We start from the raw sequence: 20,363 nt of genomic DNA on the forward strand, positions 1-20,363 counted from the left end.
AACGGACTAAGAGACGAGTGAGGTGCCGATCTCGCACCGTCTCGGGGTGCACGAACCAATGAAAACTATCGATCGATCGGAGTTCGCGGCGTTGATCGACGAGCTGATCGCGTCAGATCCGCGCGACGTCGTCGGGGTAGTGACTGACGGGGAACAGTACGTCTTCGATCACCTGGAATCGGCCGACGAACTCGTCCTGGACTATGACCTCACGGCACTGTCGCCGAAGAAGTACATCATGCCACAGCGCGAGACGTTGTTGACCTACGATCGTCGGGGAGACGACTACGAGATGCGGGCCGAGGCTGACCCGACCGGTCATATCATCGTCGGCGTCCATCCCTACGATCTGGCGGCGATCAATCAACTCGATAAGATCTTCATCGACACGCTGCAGGACGAACCGTACCGCCGCAAGCGCGAGAATTCTGTCCTCATCGGAGTGACGATGCAGGACGTGGCCGAGACCTGTTTCGCCGGGAGTATGGACACGGCGACGGCCGAGTCGGGGTACGATCTCATGGTGACTGACCTTGGCGATCGGTTCGCCGTCGACATCGGCACCTTCGAGGGCGACCGATTACTCGAGTCGGTCCCGACCCGGAACGCGAGCGCCGAGGAGATCGATCGCGTCGCGGAGATCGAGGCTGCTCTCGAAGACGAGTTCGACCGCGAACTCACGTTTCCACCGGCGGCACTGCCGACGCTGCTCGAAGCCAGCTATGACGACATGGACTTCTGGGAGGACTATGCCGAGCAGTGTCTCTCCTGTGGCACCTGCAACGTCGTGTGTCCGACCTGCTTCTGTTTCAGTGTGGATATGATCCGCGACCTCGAGGGCGACAGCGGTCGCCAGGAGCGCCGCTGGGACGGCTGTCTGCTGGAGGACTTTGCGACGGTCGCCCAGGGCGAGAACTTCCGTGAGGAGGTCGCTCAGCGACACCGCCATCGGTTCATGCGCAAGGGCTGGTACATCTACGAGCGCTACGGCGACATCGCCTGCGTCGGGTGTGGTCGATGTACTCGCCACTGTGTCGCCGACGTTGCCGATCCCTGTGAAGTCTACAACGAACTCCGGGAGGCCCAATATGCGTAGTCCGACACGAAAGCGCTTCGAACACGGCACCAGCGAGTACCAGCCGATCGAGGGCCAGATCGTCTGGATCGACAACCACACCGACGAGGACAAGCTGTTCGTGATCGACCTGCCCGACGGCGTCAGTCTGGATCACGACCCTGGCCAGTTCGTCCAACTGTTCGTCCCCGGCGTCGGGGAAGCCCCGTTCTCGATCGCCTCGTCACCGACCAACGAGGGCCCCTTCGAGTTGTGCATTCGCGCGGTCGGCAACGTGACCAACGCCATCCACGACATGGAAGCGGGCGACGTGGTCGGCATCCGCGGCCCCTACGGTCAGGGGTTCGACGTCGACGCCATCGCCGGCGAGAACCTCCTCTGTATCGCCGGCGGGATCGGCCTCGCACCGCTGCGCTCGGTGATCAACTACGCCCTGGATCGCCCCGGAGAGTTCGGCGACCTGACGACGCTGTACGGCTGTACGGAGCCCGCCGAACAGCTGTTCCCGGACGAACTCGAATCGTGGGCCGCCTCCGACGTGATGGCGTACCGTGAGACCGTCGACGAGGTACCCGACGGCCAGGCGTGGGACGGACCGACGGGCGTGATCACGTCGCTGATCCCGCCGCTCGATTTCGATCCTGAATCCACGGTTGCCCTTGTCTGTGGCCCGCCCGTAATGTATCGGTTCGTCATCAAGGCCCTCCGGGAGAAGGGGCTTGCCGACGACCGAATCTACCTCTCGCTGGAGCGAAACATGCACTGTGGCCGCGGACTCTGTGGACACTGCCAACTCAACGAACTGTACGTCTGTCTCGACGGGCCGGTGTTTCACTATCCGACCGTCCGCGACAAGGAGGAGGCCGAAGTATGACGGGCGAGGACAAACCGCGTGTCGCCTTCTTCGATTTCACGGGCTGTGAGGGCGATCAGTTGCAGGTCATCAACCTCGAGGACCGACTGCTGGATCTCGTCGAGGTCGTCGAGGTCGTCAGTTTCCGCGAGGCGATGACCGAACACAGCGACGAGTACGAGATCGCCTTCGTCGAGGGTGGCGTCGCGACGGCTCACGACGAGCGCCGGCTGACCGACATCCGTGACAACGCCGATGTCGTCGTCGCGCTGGGTTCCTGTGCTGCCTTCGGGGGCATCAACGCGCTCCGGAATCACCAGGACTTCGAGACCGTCAAGGAGCGAGTGTACGGCGAGGATGCTGATTCGATCACGTCCTACCCGATCGCCCGGCCCATCGAGGATGTCATCGAGGTCGAGTACGAGATCCCGGGCTGTCCGATCGATCGCGAGGAGTTCCTCGGTGCCGTCACCGCGCTGGTCAACGGTGCTGAACCGTCTATCCCCAACTATCCCGTCTGCCTGGAGTGCAAGTTCGCGGAGAACACCTGCGCGTTCGAGCGCGGCGAGACCTGCCTCGGACCGATCACGCGTGGTGGCTGTTCGGCGACCTGCGTCTCGGCGGGCACCCACTGCTGGGGCTGTCGGGGCATGGTCGACCATCCGAACGAGGACGCCTACACGGACGTTCTCGAAGCCAACGGGCTGACGACCGAGGAAGTGATCGAGGAGTATCAACTCTACTGGGGCTGGCAACGTGATCAGGTGGCAGTCGCTGACGGCGACTCCCAGCCCGTCGCCGACGGGGGTGAGCGATGAGTCACACGATCGACGTCGAGGGCGACCTCGTCACCCGCGTCGAGGGCCACGGCTCGATCGTGGTCAACGCCGAGGACGGCGAACTCGACACCTGCGAGTGGCAGGTCGTCGAATCCCCGCGGTATTTCGAGTCGATGCTGGTCGGTCGCTCTTTCGAGGAGTCCCACCACGTCACCTCGCGGATCTGTGCCATCTGCTCGGTCAGCCACACCATCGCCTCGCTGCAGGCAACTGAGGCGGCCCTCGGGGTCTCCGTCTCCGAGCAGGACCGCCGGCTGCGAAAGCTCGCGCTCTACGGCGAGACGCTCCAGAGCCACGTCCTGCACCTGGGCTATCTCGCGTTGCCGGATCTGGTCGGCGAGAAATCCGTCCTGCCGCTTGCGGACACGCACGAGGACGAACTGGAGACCGTCATTGATCTCCACCGGCTGGGCAACGAGTTGACCGAAGTCGTCACCGGCCGATCGGTCCACGCCCAGCGACTGGTTCCCGGCGGCATCTCGCAGCTTCCCGAGGAGAGCGAACTCCAAGCGCTGCTCGATCGGCTCGTCAACAGCTGGGACGCCGTCGCGGAACTCGCCGATCTGTTGGCCGTTCTGGCCGATGAATTCCCCGCCTTCGAACGGGAGACCGAGTATATCTCCCTGACTCATCCCGAGGAGTACGCTTTCGCCGAGGGCACGATCTACTCTTCGGATGTCGGGGAGATCCCTGTTTCCGACTATCGGGACGTCGCCAACGAGTACGTCGTCGAGCACTCGACGGCGAAGTTCGCGCGGCACGAGCGCGAGTCGTACATGGTCGGCGCGCTGGCCCGCTTCAACAACAACGCCGACCAGCTTGCCCCGCGAGCGACGGAAATCGCCGATCGCTTCGGTCTGGACGCGCCCGTCCACAATCCGTATCTGAACAACGTCGCCCAACTTGTCGAGGTCGCCCACCTCCTCGGCGAGTCCGTCCGGCTGATCGAGGCGTTGCTGGACGATGGCCTCACCCCGCAGTCGAACTACCACGTCCCCGAGATCGACCCGACCGCGGGCCAGGGGATCGGGGCCATCGAGGTGCCCCGGGGCGTGCTCTTCCACGAGTACGCCTACGACGACACCGGCGAGGTGACCGAGGCCAACTGCGTCATCCCCACCAACCAGAACCACGGCAACATCCAGCGGGACATGGAGACGCTGGTGCCGACGATCGTCGACCACCCCGAGGACGAAATCAAGCACTCTCTGGAGATGCTCGTCCGGGCCTACGACCCCTGTATCTCCTGTTCGACGCACTATCTCGACGTCGAGTTCGCCGGTGGCGAGGGATGACCGGTATCGCGAACCCGACTCGTGGAAATCACGCATGACCGCCGATCGCGCCATCGTCGCACTCGGCAATCCCTATCGTCGGGACGACGGGATCGGGCCCGCGCTGGTTGATCGGCTCCGCGAGGAGGGACTGCCGTCGGTGGACTGTCTCGACCTCGGCGACGCGGGCTTCGATCTGGTACACGTCGTCGCCGATTACGACGCCGTCGTGATCGTCGACGCGGTAGATTTCGGCGGTGATCCGGGTGAGATTGTGGTGTTCGATCCGGCTGACCCTGCGACGGCACCCGACCGACGGGGCACCCACGGCACTGATCCGTTCGAACTTCTGGATGTGGCGACACGGCTGTCGGATTCGACGACTCCGATCCGCGTTGTCGGTGTCCAGCCCGCCGAGACTGGATACGGTGACGAACTGAGCCCGCCGGTTGCCGAGTCACTGTCTGCCGGGTGCCGGACGCTTTCGGAGACTGTCCGATCGCTGTAGGCCCATCGGACTGTCCCGATTGATGCTCGTTTCCCGTGGTACGTCATGTGTATCCAAACCAAGATTTGATTATCCCTCCCGACGAAGTATGACTGGTACGATGGATATTGCTGATATAGCCACCCGCGACTACATCGAGGTCGACGCGGACGAACGTCTGGGCAAAGTCCGATCGATCTTCGAGCGCGAAAATCCCAAAGGAATCATCGTCACGGAAGGGGGTGAGTACGCCGGCGTCATCACGCAAAAGGAGCTGGTCCAGTCCCACGTCGAGGACCAGGCCAAGGCCCGCGCGCTGATGCAACACGCGCCGAAGATCAAGCGGACGGGCGACGTCCGTGAGACGGCACGTGTGCTGGTCGAGAGCGGGACCAAGGTCGCCCCGGTGTTCGAGGCCAACAAGCTCTGGGGGGTCATCACCGACGACGACATTCTCTCGGCCGTCATCGACAACCTCGACGCCCTCACTGTCGAGCAGATCTTCACCGGCGACGTCGTCACTGCCACCGAAGACACCGAGGTCGGCCAGGTGATCAACAAGCTTCGCGAGCACGGGATCTCCCGGGTTCCTGTCCTGAACGACGACGGGAAGCTGACGGGGATGGTGACCCGTCACGACATCGTCGACGTCGTCGTCCGGGACATGGACAAGGCGACGACCGGCGAGCGCGCCGGCGACGTCGATCGGGTCCTCGATCTGCCCGTCTACGACGTGATGAGCAGCCCCGTCGCGACGACGACCATCGACGAGTCGGTCGAGGACGCCGTCCGCCGGATGCTCGAGAACGACTACGCCGGCCTCGTCGTGACGCCGGAACGCGACGACTCGCTTGTCGCCGGTATCATCACGAAGACGGATGTCCTCCGTGCGCTGTCGTTCACCGAGGAGGAACACATGGACGTCCAGATCACGAACATCAATCTCCTGGATACCCTCTCCCGCCAGGACGTCCGCGTCGGGATCGAGGACGTCGCCGACAAGTACCAGGCGATGCAGGTTCAACACGCCCACGTCCGCTTTCAGGAACACAAGGAGAAACTCCGTGGGACGCCGCTGATCAACTGCCAGATCCGCCTCCGGACCAACAAGGGCCAGGTCGCGGGCACCGGTGAGGGCTACGGCTCGAAGACCGCCTTCAACGTCGCTCTCGACAAACTCCAGCGCAACGTCCTCGAACGCAAGGGCGTCCGTAGCGACGAAGAGTACCGGGGGCAACTCCTCCGGAAACTCGGCGAGCTGTAATCGTCGACACCGGTTTTCCGATTTTGCTGTGCGGGAGTGATCCTGTGGATTGGCTCTCAGTCAGTCCTGCGTGGCCGAAACACCGGTCTGGGTTCGGTCACCGACCGTCACGGATGCCGCGGCGTGACGGTCCCAGAGCACGAGGAGGCTAGGCAACACCAGCAGGCTGACCAGAAATGCCGTCACCAGGGCGACCACGACGATCGACCCGAAACTCACGAGCTGTGGGTGTGGGACCAGTGTCAACGTCGCGAACGCGCCCGCCGTGGTGAGCGTGCTCCCGACCAGTGCGCCGCCAGTCCCCGTCACGGCCGCCCGGAGAGCCGGGATCGTTGGCGTTCCGGCACGGCGTTCATCGGCGAAGCGGTCACCGATGTGGATGTTGTAGTCGATCCCGACACCGACGACCAGACTCATCAGCAGGGCCGTCAGTAGCGTCAGTGGAATCTCCAGCAGATACATCGTGCCGATCACGCTCCCGACGACCAGGGCAATCGGGACTGCAACGACTGCCCCGAGTGTCGCGCTGCCGTGCATGGCCCTGAACACACCCATGGTCGTGAGGAGAATCGCCGCCAGCGCGAGCACCATCGTCAGGAGGATCCCCGCGACGAGGTCGGCGACAACCGCCTGATTCACTGAGAACGGGCCGGCAAGCGTGGCCGTCCGGTCGCTTCCGTCGACCATCGCCGCTGCGGCGGTTTCCATTTCCGTGACAGCCGTGTCCTGGGTCTCCCAGCCGGCGTCGATCGAGACGGTGACGAGTGCCGACCGGTACTCGCCGTCGGTGCGCTCGAGGACCCGACTCGCCAGATCACTGTCGGCCGCGTACAGAGCGTCGTAGAGGCGCGCGACGTTTCGGTCGGGGATCCCGTCGCCGTCACTGTCCGCGCGGTCGACCATCGCAGCGACGGTCGCGTTCCGGTCGGCGACCCTTCGCAGGGCTGACAGTGGTGATTCGACGCCGCCGGCATCGGCCTGGACGAGCAGCGACGCGGATTCGAGGTGATCGATGCCGTCGGCAATCCCGGCAAGCGTTCCGCCCCCGGTGACGTCTCCGTCCAGGAGAATTTGGGTCCGCGTCGCGTCCGCGGCACTCGCCGGCCGGTAGGTTTCCTCGACGTGGTCAGCCCGATCGTAGTACGCATGCCGGTCCCAGCCGATCGGGTCGGGCAGGTTCTGCTTCCAGTCGGCGACCTCGCCGTCACCCTGCTGGAAGCTCTCCTGATCGAGTGCGAACCACGCTCCGCCGCCCGCGGCCCCGAGCAGGACGGCAACGATCACGACTACTGGGGCCGCTCGCCTGGCGAGCGTGACTGTCCGTTCGAGTGCCGGACGGAGATACCGGCCGTGTCCCAGTGGGGCCTTCCGCCGGTCGAACCCGACACGTTCGAGCAGGCCGTCGATGCTGATCTTCAGGGCGGGGACGACCGTCACGAACAGCAACAGGGCCGAGGCTACGCCGAGCGTGATGGCGATCCCCAGGTTGCGGATCATCGGTAGCGGGTTCGCCAGGTTCGCCAGGAAGCCGATGGCCGCGGTGACCGTCACCAGGACGAGTGCTGTCGCGACCAGCCGGACGCCGCGGTTCATCGACGGGCGAATGCCCGCGTCTTCCCCTCGGCGGGTCGCATCCGCTTCCCGCTCGTCGGTTCGAGGCGCTCGGTCCGCTCCCGCCGCGCGCTGTTCCCGGTACCGGTTGAACACGTGAAAGCCGAAGTCGATGCTCAGCCCCGTTATCAGCACGACCGGGGCGATGATGACCACGCCCGCGCTGACGCCGAGCCACCCCAGCAGGCCGAACATCCAGGCGACCGAGAGGACGACCCCGGTCATCCCGACGATGACGTCGACGAGATCACGATAGGCGAACGCGAGAATCGCGACGATCAACAGCAACGCAAGCGGGAGGACGAGTTCGACCATCTCGCCCGTGAAGTGACTGTTGGCCGCTTCCATCGCCGGCCCACCGAGCGTGAAATAGCCCGACGCGTCACGGTCGTTGGCCGTCTCGAAAATCGCGTTCCGTGCGTCCTCGTAGACGTCTTGGTCGACGCCGGTATCGAGTGCGATCAGTAGCCGTCGATCCGTGGCACTGGTTTCCCCCGCAAAATCCGCCGGGAGCAGGCGACCCGCTCGCGGGTTGTCGGTGACTGTCTCCCTGAGGAGCGTCCGGATCTCCTGCTCGCTGGCCGACTTTACGGCAGCGAGTTGTTCCTCAAGGGAGGCCGCCCGATCGCCCGCCGCGCGTGTCGCGACCAGATTGGCGATCCCGGTCATCCCATCGGGGTGAAGTGCACGCCCGACGGCGTCGTCCTCGCGCAGTGTTTGCTGGAACTCGAGTTCCGCTCGCAGCGCCGGTTTCGAGAGGACGTTCCCGTCGGGCTGGTGGACGTACACTGTCGCGAGGGTCCGATTCGACTGGGAGTGCTCGTCGGCGCGATAGACATCCTCGATGTGCTGGGACGCCTGGACGCGATCAAGGTGCTCGAAGTCCGCGGCGGTCCCGCCCGCCTGACTCCCTGTATTCAACTGGGGAATGCCGGCGAGGACAACGCCCGTCAAGAGCACCATCACCAGCAGTGTGATGCGGTTGTGTTCGGTGACAAAATCAATACAACGTCTGAGGGGCCTTGTTCTCATGCTTACTCAGGGATTGCCACAGCAATACCGTATAAGCGGACCCAGAGTTGTCTCCGGCTCATCTCTGCGAAGGATTTAAGTACTCGATTCGGTTGACGCCGGTCAATTTTTGGCCGCGGTCAACGTCTCGACCAGCGAATAGCCGTCGTCGAGCAGTCGTTGTGTAAGCCATCCGGCCAGCCGGGCCAGGCCGTTGACGACGTTGAGGCCGAGCAGTGTGATACCCACGCCGATCATGGATACGAACAACGCACCTGGGAGCGTCTGGATCCGCCAGTAATCGAGCGAGAGGACGGTCTCGAATCCGATGAGGAGTTTGTTCCAGCCGACGTAGATCGCGGGGTGGATCTCGACCGGACGGTCGGTGATCACGCCGACGTAGACGCCGGGCTCGCCGAAGTACAGGGGCGCAAACACCAGGCTGATGCCCGTCGTCAAGGTTGTGAACACGACGACGACTGTGAGCACGCCAAACACGAACTTCGCCGGGAGATACACGAGCGGCGTATAGGTCCGGAGATCCGTCACGGCGGAGACGAGCTTTTCCCGACTGGAATCTCCCTCCAGCGTCGATCGTGTCTCGAACTCATGCCCGAGGAGGCGGGTCGCGAGCCACCGTTCCCAGCCGGCCAGCAACGTCCCGACAACGACGAGCGTCGCCAGGATCGGGATGCCGACGACGACGATAGACAGGCCGACGCCCAGCGCCAGCCCGACCACCACAACCACCAAGTACGCGATCCCGAGCGGAAACGCGAGTCCCAGGTACAGGAGATTGCGATAGGTCTGGCGGCGAAACGGGGCTCCGAGAAAGCCACGGAATCGAGACCGACTGTTCACCGACGTCACCCATGCCATCGATGTATGGGGGTGCCCGGCAACAGCGTATAAAGGTTCTGGGAGAGTTGGCGAGTGTCCAACCGATCAGGACAACCTTGTCGAGGGCATCCGAAGCACTACTGAAGCGGCGTGTATCCGCAAAGGGATCCATGGAACTATGACGTGCGGGCTACCACCAGCATGACGATGGATGACGGGGATCCGAAGGCGATCGTCGACCTGGTCAGCGACGGCTACGGCTGGCGGATCCTCGTCGAGACGCGAAACGAGTATAAGTCCGCCCAGACGCTCAGCGACAGCTGTGACGCCGATCCCTCGACGATCTACCGACGGATCGAGCGCCTTTCGGAGGCTGACCTGCTTGAGGTCCAGCAGCAACTCGACCCCGATGGGCATCACTACAAGGCCTACCGGGCGAACTTAGACGCGCTTCACATTCGTCTGGAGGACGAGGGCTTCACCGTCGAAGTCGACCGCCGTGAACCGCCCGCCGATCGCTTCACCCGGCTCTACGAGGGATTCAAATGACGACAGCGACGCCACTCCCCGCGTTCCCGTTCCAGACAACGGCCACCGGCGGATCCGCGACCGTTGTCGTGCTCGCGCTGGGGGCACTTTTGCTCGCGACGGTGCTGTCTCTCGTCGTCGCCCTCCGACTCTACCGGGGGTATCGGGCCGGCGGCAATCGCGACATGTTGGTGTTACTGATCGGCCTTGTCATGCTGACGACGGCACCGATCCTCCTCAGGCTCGTACTGACGAACGTCACCGAGACAGCTACGATCACGCGTGAGATCGTTGCGAGCGCGAGTCAGCTGCTCGGACTGCTTGTCATCCTGGAGGTGATCTATGTCCGTCGTTGATCCGGCCACCGTGCTGTTGGTCACCGCCGCCGCGACAGCCACGCTCGGTACCGTCGTCGCCTGGCTGGCCGACCGTGGCGGTCGGCGCAACGATAGCGCGACGATGCGGTGGCTCGCGGCCGGGATCGTCTGTATCGCCGTGCTCCCGTTCGGCGTCAACTACCTGCTGGAGCCGCTGGTCGGGCTCTCGGACGCCGCGACGCTACTGGCTGTCCTCGTCTGCTTCAACGCGGGACTGGTTGCGATCCTCTATTCGCTCGAGGGGACGTAGCTGATAACTCACTCAGGACAGCGGCTCAACGGTAACGTCTCCGGTGTCGGTTTCGATGCGCAGTGTCGGTCCGCCGTCGCCAAGCGTCCCGCGAACGGTCGTTCCCGTCATCGTCTCCGCCCGTTCGAGATCCGACAGAGAGAGCCCTTCAACCCTGAGATCGCCAGTTCCTGTCTTCACGAGGATTTCCACGTCAATATCGGTGGCCAGGCGGATCTGCGGATCGCCAGTGTCGGTCGATATCGACGTCGGCCCGTCGATCGCTGGGACGTCTGCCTCGATGTCGCCAGTGTTCGTCTGTAAGTCGCTGATCGTTCCGCCGCCGCTGACTTCGACGTCACCCGTCGACGTCCGCGCCTCGATACTGCCATCGACGTCAGTCGCGATCGCGTCCCCGACGTTCGAGCGTACATCGACGTCGCCGTCGATTGCGGTCGCGGTCACGTCGCCCACGCGAGACCGGAGTCTGACCGGGCCGCTCATTCCGGTGACCGAGACGTCTCCGACGCCCGATTCGAGCCGGTCGACAGTCATCGAAGCTGGTACTTTCGCGTCGATGTCAAGCTGTGCGGAGCCATCGAACAGGCCCCTACCACCGGCCCATTCGGAGTGAAGATGTACCCGGTCGCCCGAACGTGAACTCCGCAAGTCGAGTTTCGAGAGGTCGGTCCCGACGGAACTGGACTTTTTGATGTACGCCACGTCGATGGTCGATCGATCGGTGGCGGTCACCTGCACGTCCCCACCCTCCACAGTGATTCCCACTTCGTTGGCACCAGCCGGGTCGATCGTTCGGCTCCCCTCGATGCGCTTGCCGACGAATGGCGTCAGGCCGCTGCAGCCACTCAATCCGGCCAGGGTGGCAATCGCGCCCCCGGCAAGTACATCCCGCCGTGTGCGTTCTGTCATGCGTTGTTCGTCTCGGGTCGGGCGTTTCAAGATGCCATCCCCGTTGCTGTCAGCACAACCGATCCGAACCATTATATACTCGCCGGGATCCAAGTCGGCTTCGATACCGATCGCCGAGTGCAACGCTACGGCTGTGTTTCCGCGGCGTCGACCCGCGCTCGCTGGGTCTCCCTGACGAACGTCAGGAAGTTATCGAACAGCGCTTTGGCTTCACAGGCCCTGGCGTAGTTCTCCGCGTGGATACCGTCGAGCACAGCCTCGATCAGCGCCGGGGACACCTGCTCGGATTTCCCACGGGTTATCATCTCGGCTGTGTCCATGTCGTATTCCGGATGGAACTGGACGCCGAAGGCCCGCCCCTTCTGAAACCCCTGGATGCCGTACTCGTTTTTCGCGAACACCGTCGACCCGGGCGGCGCGTCGGTGACGTGATCGGAGTGGCTCATGAACACCGTCATCGTCTCGTCGATCCCCGCAAGCAGGGGATTGGATCCGTCCTGGTTCACCGGCCGGTAGCCGAGTTCGTACTCGCCCATGCCCTTGACGCTGCCACCCATGACGTCCGCGAGGAGCTGGTGGCCGAAACAGACGCCCAGCGCGGGCAGCCCCGCCCGGACCGCGTCGCCGACCCAGGTCTTCAACTCGCCGATCCACTCTTTGTCCCAGTAGACAGAGGCACTCGAGCCCGTCACGACGAACCCGTCGTAGTGGAGACTCTCGGGGAGTTCCCCGGCCGGCACGTGGAAGACGTCCAGGTCGGCGTCCAGTTCCCGCTCGAAATTCCGGCGCGTGTCCGCTGCTTCGTGGGCCGCGTTCAGGAGCGCGAGACGTGGACGATCCATTTATGCACGTGTTTCCGTCCGCAGGGAAATACGGTTTCGTCTCGTCATCTTTTGCCACTGCCCCTCGACGCTCAGTCGGCTGTGATCGAACTGACGCGACGGACGTCCGCTTCGAGGCGATCCGCGTATTCGAGGCGGCGGTCTCGCGCCTGTGATTCCGTGAGTTCCGCCGGCGCGTCCATCTCGCCCGCAAGGGGATCGTAGGCCTCGACCGAAAAGCCCATCCGGTCGAGGTAGGACCGAACAGCGCTCGAATCGAGGCCGTCAGTGATCGCGGCGTCGACGTACTCTGAAACGGCGTCGAACTTCGGCAGGACGATTTCCCCGGCCGCACATCCCCCTCGATCCCCTTCGATCCGGACCGCCGCCTCCGTGACTCGGCTGACGATACTGGCGACGTCGTCGGCCAGCCGGAGGAGCTGACTCGGCAGTGCGGCGTCGGGCGAACGCCACTCGACGGTCGAAAAGCGCTCGCGAAGCTGGACGGGCGTCCAGACGGCGCTTTCGGGCCCGAAGTACGACTCGACGCGCTCGCGGTCGAACCCGGTGATGATCGACTGGGTGACGAACTCGCCGTAGCGGTGTTCCAGGCGTTTGGCCCACTCCTCCAGATCCTCCGCGTAGGGCCACAGTCGCCCCTGATGGGGCAACGTCTCGTAGGCCATCCGCCGGTAGAGTTGTGACCGCGCGCCGGTCGTCAGCCGCTCGTGGCCGAAGTACGGCGAGGAGTTGACCAGCGCCAGCGCCGGATCGAGGGCGATCAGCGTGTTCAACTGCTCGATGACGTGGCCCGGCTGTTGTTCGACGTGGATGTGCGTGCCCGCACAGTGGCGGACGTACTCGAAGTCCGACCCGACGACTCGATCCTGGATTCTGGTCCGCTCGCCAGGACGGTCCGCGATCTCCCCGTCGTGCATGGGCGTTCCGAGTGGGACGAGGCGCTTGCCATGGTCCGACGCCCGCCTGAGTACCCCATCCAGCCGCTCGTAGAACTCCGTCCGAAGCGCGGCCGTTGACTCACACGGCGTGGTCTTGATCTCCAGCAGCGGCTCGACGAACTCCCGTTCGACGCCCTCGCCCGCGTCGCTGAGCTCACCCGGATCGGTCAACCGACCCTCGTCGTCGATCACCCAGTACTCGACCTCGATGCTGCGACGCAGTGGGGCGACACCCCCGTCGTTCCCGCCTCCGTCCTGCTTCGCCCCCGTCGTGGGATCGATCCGATCAGGCATGTTCGACGGGTGGGATATGAGAGCCACTCGGCGGCCGACCCAGCGCTGGCCGCCTTCTTCTAGGACGGTGCTGCCTTGTGGGGCTGCTCTCGCCGTGCAGACGCTGCCTGGCTCCGAGCCGCGGCTGTCGCCTCCTGGCCCGGACGCCCGGTCGAATCTCGTTTTTCGTGTGCATAGTTCACATACGTATTGAATCGACTGACGTTGGTATCTTAACGCTTGTGTATATATTGATCGGATATTCCTTATACAATAGCAATGGCTGTGCGTCTCCCGGCCACGTGTCGAGGTGGACGCCGTCCCGTCCGTGAGATTTCCCCGTGAAACGTCCCGTCGCACCCCAAAATTTTCCGATCATCCGTTCTTTTTTCGAGACATGCAACACTCGACCAGGGCGTTTCTGGGTTCACTCGCCGTCGGTACGGTGGTCGGGTTCGGGCTCTACTGGCTCGTGGGCAGGGTCACTCTTGCGGTCGTAACGGGTGTCACCTGGACGGCAGCACTCGGGGTTACGCTGCACATCAGGCGTGCGTATCCAGCGTTCAGTACCGGCGAGTCCTGGGGAGACAAGCGATGGACTGGGCTCGCTGTCGCTGTCGTCACGCTCGCTGCGCTCATCGGAGCGGGACCGGCGCTTCCCGTTTCGGCGGACTTTCAGTTCGCGCTCGGTCTTCTCGTGCTCGGTGCGTCTTTCACTGCATACATGGCGGGAACGCTCGCCGTACTGGACCGCGTCGACGTCGATTCGAACACGACGGGGTCCAGTCGTGTTTCACACGCAGCGGACGACGATTGAGGGCGGGAATCTGGACGGTTCTTTCGCAAATGCCGCTTTAGATGAACCGCCAGCTTGTCATGTATTGGCTCCCCGGTGCGTTCCCCGGAGACTGCTGTTGGACAAACACATTGATAGAGGCTGATCTGATGGAAGATGAAGATGTCCGGCGCGCGTAGCGCGCCGGTTCACCGCTGGAGCGGGACGCAGTCCCGCGACGGCGGCATTTTTGGCCCACCGTCAGAGCAAGCTCTGACGAGCCTTGTCACCGAAAATCTTTGATTTTCGGGATGAGCGTTGGACTACGTCCAACGAACCTGCGAGCGGGCCTGCGGCCCGCGAGCAGATGACGAGAGAGTCGTCCGAAAGAGCGCGACGCGCTCTTTCGTGATCCCGAGAGAGCTGCGCTCTCTCGGACGACTTCGCTCTCTCGAACCACCTCGCTTCGCTCGGCAAGAGAGCTTTTTTGGCGGGGGTCGAGTGCTCGCCGGAGGCGAGCACGAGGCCCCCGTGAAAAAAGGTCGTCTCCTACTGGAAGCCGATCCGGTCGGAGCCGCGGGGCTGGCGTGAGTCGGGGCCGCCGCCCTTGAACTGGTCTTCCATCTGCTCGAAGTACTCGCGGATGTCGTCGGTGACAGTCGGCCGGACCCCCTCCAGGGCCGATCGGAAGTGGGCCATGCCGATCTCCTCGGCGTCTTCGCTCTCCCGGAGGGCCTGGATGGCCGCCTCGCGGGCGATACTCTCCAGGTCGCTGCCGACGTAGCCCTCGGTGATCTCGGCGAGTTCGCGCAGCGAGACGTCGGGCGAGAGCGGCGAGTCGTCGGTGTGGATATCGAGGATCTCCTCGCGACCGTCGACGTCGGGTTCGCCGATGTAGACGAGGCGATCGAAGCGGCCCGACCGGATGAGAGCGGGGTCGATCATGTCCGGGCGGTTGGTCGCGCCGATGACCATCACGTCCTCCATGTCTTCGAGGCCGTCCATCTCGGTGAGGAGCTGGTTGACGACGCGCTCGGAGACGTTCGACCCCGAGCCCTGGCCGCCACGGCCGGGGGCCAGCGAGTCGAGTTCGTCGAAGAACACGACCGTCGGGGCGACCTGGCGGGCCTTCCGGAAGGTCTGGCGGATGGCCTTCTCGCTCTCGCCGACCCACTTGCTCAACAGCTGTGGCCCGCGCACCGAGATGAAGTTGGCGTCGGTCTCGTTGGCGACGGCCTTGGCCATCAGCGTCTTGCCGGTCCCCGGTGGCCCATAGAGCAGGACGCCCGACGGGGGTGCGACGCCCATCCGCTCGAACTTCTCCGGGGTGGTCATCGGCCACTCGATGGACTCCTGGACGTCGTTTTTCGCCGACTCGAGCCCGCCGACGTCGTCCCAGCTGATCTTGGGTAACTCGACGAGCACCTCCCGCATCGCCGAGGGCGACACCTCGTTGAGTGCGCCCTTGAAGTCGTCGCGCTTGATGATCATCCGGTCGATGAGACTCGGCGGGATGTCCTCCTCGTCGAGGTCGATCTCCGGGAGGTACCGCCGGAGGGCCTTCATCGCGGCCTCCTTCGTCAGGGACTCGATGTCCGCGCCGACGAACCCGTGGGTGTCCTCGGCCAGGCCGGGGAGGTCGACGTCGTCCGAGAGGGGCATCCCGCGGGTGTGGATCTTGAGGATCTCCTCGCGACCGGTCTCGTCGGGCACGCCGATCTCGATCTCGCGGTCGAAGCGACCGGGCCGCCGGAGCGCGGGGTCGACCGAGTCGACGCGGTTGGTCGCGGCGATGACGACGACCTGCCCCCGGGATTCCAGGCCGTCCATCATCGTCAGGAGTTGGGCGACGACGCGGCGCTCGACCTCGCCGGTGACGTCCTCGCGTTTGGGCGCGATCGAGTCGAGTTCGTCGATGAAGATGATCGACGGGGACTCCTCGGTGGCGTCCTCGAATATCTCCCGCAACTGCTGTTCGCTCTCCCCGTAGTACTTCGAGATGATCTCCGGGCCGGCGATCGAGAAGAAACTCGCCGAGGTCTCGTTGGCGACGGCCTTGGCCAGCAACGTCTTGCCCGTGCCGGGCGGGCCGTGGAGGAGGACGCCGCTGGGCGGTTCGATCCCCAGTTTCTTGAAGATCTGGGGGTGTTTCATCGGCAGTTCGACCATCTCGCGGACGCGCTGGATCTCGTTCTCCAGGCCGCCGATGTCCTCGTATGTGATCCCGCCCCCGGTCTTGTCGTATCCCGAGATCGGTTCCTCGCGCAACTCGACGTCGGTGTCCTCGGTGATGAGGACGACGCCCTCGGGTTCGGTCTCGACGGCGATCAGCGGGATGGCCTGGCCCGGCGAGCGCATGAAGGGGTGGTTCGTCGAGGACATCACGGGGACGATGTCGCGCTCGACGACCGGGCGTTTGAGGATCTGACGTTTGACCATGCCGGCCGCGTCCGAGCCGAACTGGACGCTCGCCTCCTCGGGCGGCGCGAGCACGAGCGAGTCGGCCTTCTCGGCTTCGGCCTTGCGGATCTCGACGCGCTCGCCGATGCCCACGTCGGCATTTTGCCGGGTGAAGCCGTCGATGCGGACCGTGTCGGTGTTCCAGTCCTGCCGGTCCGCGCGCCAGACCTTCGCGGCGGTGGTTTCGGCCCCTTCGATCTCGATGATGTCGCCGGGGGAGAGCTTCAGGTGCAGCAGCGTGTCGGGATCGAGGCGCGCGATACCCCGCCCCGAGTCGTTCGGGTAGGCTTTCGCGACCTCAAGTTGGACTTCGTTCATGATGGGGATGCAGTATGACACACTCAGGCATCCCGGGAGATATGCTTTTTGCTACTCAGGGTTTCCTCAACGTATCTGGAACGGTCGGTGGCGACGATCGAAAAGAGGCCAAACAGGTGGCTCGAACCGCGTCACTCCTCTCTCGCACCCACCGCTGTCTGTCCCAAACTGCAGATTCGGCTGGCTTCGTCAGTCTTCTTCCCAGTAATAAATGTCCTCTTTGGGTGCGCCGCAGGATGGACACTCCTCGGGGAGTTGCTCGATCTGTCCCATCTCGCCGCAGGACCAACAGCGCCACATGAGTTCAGCCTCGCCCGCAATCCCGCTTGCGAGATGTTCACTCGAAAGCGCTGCGATCCCGTCGTCGGTCGAGACATAAAACCCGTGTTCGTCGAACCCCCGCACTGTCCCGAGCTTGTTGCCTGCTTCGTCATAAACACCTGTCCCGAAGGTCACCTCAGTGGGTTCGGACGCCATCGTGGGTAGTCAAACGATAGCACACTGCAAAAAGCTTCTGTCCTCCTGTCAGGTCTGCCGGCAATCGTTCGGCGTCCACCATTCAGTGCTCAGGGTAGGCCCATTCTCGGGGAGTTAGCCACCGCCGTCGTGCCTTACCGCGAGAACAGGCTCGTGTGGACGGGCGCGAAGTCGCTGTCGGTCGACTCCTCGGCGTCGTTGCTCGTATCCGTGATGGCCGACCCGGCGACGCCGTCTTTGAGGAAGTCCGCGAGCGGTGGGCCGACGTTCTCGGGTTCGACGAGGAACGCGTCGTGGCCGTGGTCGGATTCGATCACGTGGTGGGCCGTCCCGACCGTTGCGTCCCTGAGGGAGTCTGCCAGGGATTCGGCCTGGGCGACGGTGAAGTGCCAGTCCGACGTGAATGACATCACCAGCGCTTCTCCGTCGAAGGCCGCCAGCGCGTCGGCGTCGGACTCGAAGCCCGCGGCGAGATCGTAGTTTTCCGTCGCGCGCGTCATCGTCAGGAACGCGTTGGCGTCGAAACGGCCCACGAACTTCTCGGCCTGGTAGTCGAGGTAGGATTCGACGTCCCGGTAGGGGAAAAACGAGGCCGCGGGTTCCTCGGGGAAGGACCGGTGGGCGTCTCTGCCCGCCGATCGGCGGCCGAACTTCCGATCCATCGAGGCCTTCGAGAGGTACATCACGTGGCCGATCTGGCGTGCCAGGGCCATGCCGTCCGTGGGATTAGGGTGCTCCTCACCGTAGTAGTCGCCGCCGTCCCAGGCGGGATCGCCCGTGATCGCGCGGCGCTTGATGCCGTGCAGCGCCAGCGACTGGGTGTCGAGTCGCGCGGAGGCGGCGATCGGGGCGATCCGGTCGACGTGGTCCGGGTGGCGCTTTGCCCATTCGAGGACGTTCATGCCGCCGACGCTGCCGCCGACCACGGCGTGGAGATGCGGTACCCCGAGTTCGTCCAGCAGTTTGCGCTGGGCCTCCGTCCAGTCGCTGACCGTCACCGGCGGGAAGTCCGTCCCGTAGGGCTCGCCGGTCTCGGGGTTCGTGCTCGCGGGACCGGTCGTCCCGTAGCACGACCCGGGGACGTTCGCACAGATGACGTAGTACTCGGTGGTGTCGATGGCCTTGCCCGGGCCGACGATGTCGTCCCACCACGCGCGGGCCTGGCCGCTGGTGGCGTCGTCGGCGTCGGGGTGGGCGGCGACGTGGGCGGACCCCGTCAGGGCGTGACAGATCAGCACCGCGTTGTCGCCCTCGAACTCGCCGTAGGCCTCGTAGGCGATCTCGAGTTCGGGGATCGACTCCCCACACTCGAACTCGAACTCGCCCACTGAGACCGTCTCGTGTTCGGCGGTGACCGTCATGTAGCTGTCTCGATTCCCTCTTTGAGGTCCCCAATGATGTCTCTGACGTCTTCGATCCCGACCGACAACCGGATCATGTCGGGCGCGACGCCGCTCGCCCGCTGTTCCTCGGGCGAGAGTTTGGCGTGGGTCGTCGAGGCCGGGTGGATGATCAGCGTCTTGGCGTCGCCGACGTTCGCGAGGAACTGCGCGAGGTCGGTCTCCTCACAGAGCCGTTTGGCCCCCTCGTACCCCCCGGAGAGGCCGAACGTGACCATGCCGCCGAATCCACCCTGCAGATACTCGCTGGCTTGCTCGTTGGTCTCGTGGGATTCCAGACCCGGATAGGACACCCACTCCACGGCAGGATGGTCGGCGAGGAACTCGGCGACACGTGTGGCGTTCTCGCAGTGACGTTCCATCCGGACAGCCAGGGTTTCGGCCCCTTGGAGCGTCGCCCAGGCATCGAAGGGTTTCTGGCCGTCGCCGACGTTTCGGACGGCCCGCTGGCGCGTTGCCACGGCGAAGGCCCGCTCGCCGAAGCGATCGACGAAGCTCTCGTCGTCCAGCGCGCCGGCACTCTCGCCCAGCGCGGGATACTTTTCGGGATGGTCCGCCCAGGGGAAGCTTCCGCCGTCGATCACGACGCCGCCAACAGTGGTCCCGGAGCCGTGAATCCACTTCGTCGTCGACTCCCAGACGACGTCCGCGCCGTGTTCGATCGGATTGCAGAGATAGGGCGTCGCAAAGGTGTTGTCCACGACGAGCGGCGCACCGTGATCGTGGGCGATGTCGGCGATCCGCTCGATGTCCGGCGTCACGAGCGAGGGGTTGCCGATGGTTTCGAGGTGGACGTAGGCCGTCTCGTCGTCGATGGTCGCCGCGTAGGCCCCATAATCGAGGGTGTCGACGAACCGCGCTTCGATCCCTCGCTCGCGGGCGGTCGTCGTCAGATAGGAATGGGTTCCGCCGTAGATCGAGGCGGCTGAGACGATATTCTCGCCCGCACTGGCGAGGGCTGTCGTCGTCGCGTCCAGAGCGGCCATTCCTGACGCAGTCGCGACGGCGTCGACGCCGCTCTCGAGCGACGCCAGTCGACGTTCCAGCGATCGGACCGTCGGGTTGTCGAAGCGACTGTAAACGTTGCCCTCAGCCTCCAGGGCGTAGAGATCTGCCGCCCGATCGGCGTCCTCGAAGGCGTAGGAGGTCGTCTGGTAGATCGGCGGTGCGACTGCGCCGGTCTCGGGATCCGGCGACTGGCCCGCGTGCAGACACCGCGTCCCGAACTGTCGTGATGGGGATTCCTGACCGCTCATGTTTCATATGCATATACCTCTGAACTGGTATAACCACGAGTTACGGCAAAATTGGGGATCGTGTCGCTGCAGTGTCCTGTCTGCCGACCGGCGATTTCTCGTTTCGATGTCCTGTGGCCCACTGTCCCTGCGCCCCGTCGATCTTTCGACCCCTCGTGCGTGCAGTCTGCCGGCTTCCGATCGGCAGTTCACACGCGGGCGAGTGAGACAGGGAAATGAGCGCGTGAGCAACTCGCCCCCTGTGTCACTCTCGGATACTGTTTTGTTGAAAAGTACGACCACGTATGTATATGAATAATTATGATG

Annotated in this window: 19 protein-coding genes; 10 read left to right on the top strand and 9 right to left on the bottom strand. The window is 64.2% G+C overall.

What is annotated here, in order from left to right:
• Positions 1-58: 58 nt before the first annotated feature.
• The 6 genes from HUTA_RS12770 to HUTA_RS12795 all read left to right on the top strand — a co-directional run bounded on the left by HUTA_RS12770 (position 59) and on the right by HUTA_RS12795 (position 5,792).
• On the top strand, positions 59-1,096 hold the full coding sequence (locus tag HUTA_RS12770; protein ID WP_015790326.1) for a 4Fe-4S dicluster domain-containing protein: 1,038 nt from the start codon (positions 59-61) through the stop codon (positions 1,094-1,096).
• The gene (locus HUTA_RS12775; protein ID WP_015790327.1) at positions 1,089-1,949 is read left to right on the top strand and encodes an FAD/NAD(P)-binding protein; all 861 of its coding nucleotides are present in this window, start codon (positions 1,089-1,091) and stop codon (positions 1,947-1,949) included. Before HUTA_RS12770 ends, HUTA_RS12775 begins: the two co-directional genes overlap by 8 nt.
• Positions 1,946-2,746 (top strand): NADH-quinone oxidoreductase subunit B family protein, encoded by an 801-nt coding sequence (locus HUTA_RS12780; RefSeq protein ID WP_015790328.1) that lies wholly within the window; start codon positions 1,946-1,948, stop codon positions 2,744-2,746. Before HUTA_RS12775 ends, HUTA_RS12780 begins: the two co-directional genes overlap by 4 nt.
• Positions 2,743-4,062, top strand: coding sequence for a Ni/Fe hydrogenase subunit alpha (locus HUTA_RS12785; protein WP_015790329.1), 1,320 nt, complete (start codon positions 2,743-2,745; stop codon positions 4,060-4,062). The genes HUTA_RS12780 and HUTA_RS12785 overlap by 4 nt, the downstream gene beginning before the upstream one ends.
• A gap of 34 nt (positions 4,063-4,096) precedes the next feature.
• Positions 4,097-4,549, top strand: a complete 453-nt coding sequence (locus HUTA_RS12790) for a hydrogenase maturation protease (protein WP_015790330.1) — start codon at positions 4,097-4,099, stop codon at positions 4,547-4,549.
• Between the two features lie 100 nt (positions 4,550-4,649).
• Complete coding sequence (locus HUTA_RS12795; RefSeq protein WP_049941348.1) at positions 4,650-5,792, top strand: CBS domain-containing protein; 1,143 nt, start codon at positions 4,650-4,652, stop codon at positions 5,790-5,792.
• A 60-nt stretch (positions 5,793-5,852) separates the two neighbouring features.
• Here the strand turns inward: HUTA_RS12795 and HUTA_RS12800 are convergent, their stop codons facing one another.
• Both HUTA_RS12800 and HUTA_RS12805 read right to left on the bottom strand, forming a co-directional pair.
• Positions 5,853-8,435, bottom strand: a complete 2,583-nt coding sequence (locus HUTA_RS12800) for an efflux RND transporter permease subunit (RefSeq protein WP_015790332.1) — start codon at positions 8,433-8,435, stop codon at positions 5,853-5,855.
• A 102-nt stretch (positions 8,436-8,537) separates the two neighbouring features.
• The gene (locus tag HUTA_RS12805; RefSeq protein WP_015790333.1) at positions 8,538-9,293 is read right to left on the bottom strand and encodes a sensor domain-containing protein; all 756 of its coding nucleotides are present in this window, start codon (positions 9,291-9,293) and stop codon (positions 8,538-8,540) included.
• Positions 9,294-9,455: 162 nt separating this feature from the next.
• Here HUTA_RS12805 and HUTA_RS12810 point away from each other — a divergent pair, with 162 nt between their 5' ends.
• The 3 genes from HUTA_RS12810 to HUTA_RS12820 are packed head-to-tail and all read left to right on the top strand — an operon-like array spanning position 9,456 to position 10,409.
• A complete protein-coding gene (locus tag HUTA_RS12810; protein WP_015790334.1) occupies positions 9,456-9,803 on the top strand; it encodes a helix-turn-helix domain-containing protein in 348 nt (115 codons plus the stop codon).
• Entirely contained in the window at positions 9,800-10,138 is a 339-nt protein-coding gene (locus HUTA_RS12815) for a hypothetical protein (protein WP_015790335.1), read from the top strand. Before HUTA_RS12810 ends, HUTA_RS12815 begins: the two co-directional genes overlap by 4 nt.
• The gene (locus HUTA_RS12820) at positions 10,125-10,409 is read left to right on the top strand and encodes a DUF7521 family protein (protein ID WP_015790336.1); all 285 of its coding nucleotides are present in this window, start codon (positions 10,125-10,127) and stop codon (positions 10,407-10,409) included. Before HUTA_RS12815 ends, HUTA_RS12820 begins: the two co-directional genes overlap by 14 nt.
• 12 nt (positions 10,410-10,421) lie before the next feature.
• On the opposite strand, the gene HUTA_RS12825 is transcribed toward HUTA_RS12820, so the two are convergent.
• The 3 genes from HUTA_RS12825 to HUTA_RS12835 all read right to left on the bottom strand — a co-directional run bounded on the left by HUTA_RS12825 (position 10,422) and on the right by HUTA_RS12835 (position 13,392).
• Positions 10,422-11,318 (bottom strand): DUF4097 family beta strand repeat-containing protein, encoded by an 897-nt coding sequence (locus tag HUTA_RS12825; protein WP_169304899.1) that lies wholly within the window; start codon positions 11,316-11,318, stop codon positions 10,422-10,424.
• Between the two features lie 125 nt (positions 11,319-11,443).
• Complete coding sequence (locus tag HUTA_RS12830; RefSeq protein WP_015790338.1) at positions 11,444-12,160, bottom strand: type 1 glutamine amidotransferase; 717 nt, start codon at positions 12,158-12,160, stop codon at positions 11,444-11,446.
• A gap of 71 nt (positions 12,161-12,231) precedes the next feature.
• A complete protein-coding gene (locus HUTA_RS12835; protein ID WP_015790339.1) occupies positions 12,232-13,392 on the bottom strand; it encodes a glutamate-cysteine ligase family protein in 1,161 nt (386 codons plus the stop codon).
• A gap of 376 nt (positions 13,393-13,768) precedes the next feature.
• Here HUTA_RS12835 and HUTA_RS12840 point away from each other — a divergent pair, with 376 nt between their 5' ends.
• Positions 13,769-14,188, top strand: a complete 420-nt coding sequence (locus tag HUTA_RS12840) for a hypothetical protein (protein WP_015790340.1) — start codon at positions 13,769-13,771, stop codon at positions 14,186-14,188.
• A 507-nt stretch (positions 14,189-14,695) separates the two neighbouring features.
• On the opposite strand, the gene HUTA_RS12845 is transcribed toward HUTA_RS12840, so the two are convergent.
• The 4 genes from HUTA_RS12845 to HUTA_RS12860 form a co-directional block, all read right to left on the bottom strand.
• Positions 14,696-16,924, bottom strand: a complete 2,229-nt coding sequence (locus HUTA_RS12845) for a CDC48 family AAA ATPase (protein ID WP_015790342.1) — start codon at positions 16,922-16,924, stop codon at positions 14,696-14,698.
• 189 nt (positions 16,925-17,113) lie between these two features.
• Complete coding sequence (locus HUTA_RS12850) at positions 17,114-17,401, bottom strand: DUF7130 family rubredoxin-like protein (RefSeq protein WP_015790343.1); 288 nt, start codon at positions 17,399-17,401, stop codon at positions 17,114-17,116.
• Positions 17,402-17,535: 134 nt separating this feature from the next.
• The gene (gene metX, locus HUTA_RS12855; RefSeq protein ID WP_015790344.1) at positions 17,536-18,762 is read right to left on the bottom strand and encodes a homoserine O-acetyltransferase MetX; all 1,227 of its coding nucleotides are present in this window, start codon (positions 18,760-18,762) and stop codon (positions 17,536-17,538) included.
• A complete protein-coding gene (locus HUTA_RS12860; RefSeq protein ID WP_015790345.1) occupies positions 18,759-20,057 on the bottom strand; it encodes an O-acetylhomoserine aminocarboxypropyltransferase/cysteine synthase family protein in 1,299 nt (432 codons plus the stop codon). Before HUTA_RS12860 ends, metX begins: the two co-directional genes overlap by 4 nt.
• Between the last annotated feature and the right edge of the window lie 306 nt (positions 20,058-20,363).

It is taken from the genome of Halorhabdus utahensis DSM 12940 (genome assembly GCF_000023945.1).
GTDB lineage: Archaea > Halobacteriota > Halobacteria > Halobacteriales > Haloarculaceae > Halorhabdus > Halorhabdus utahensis.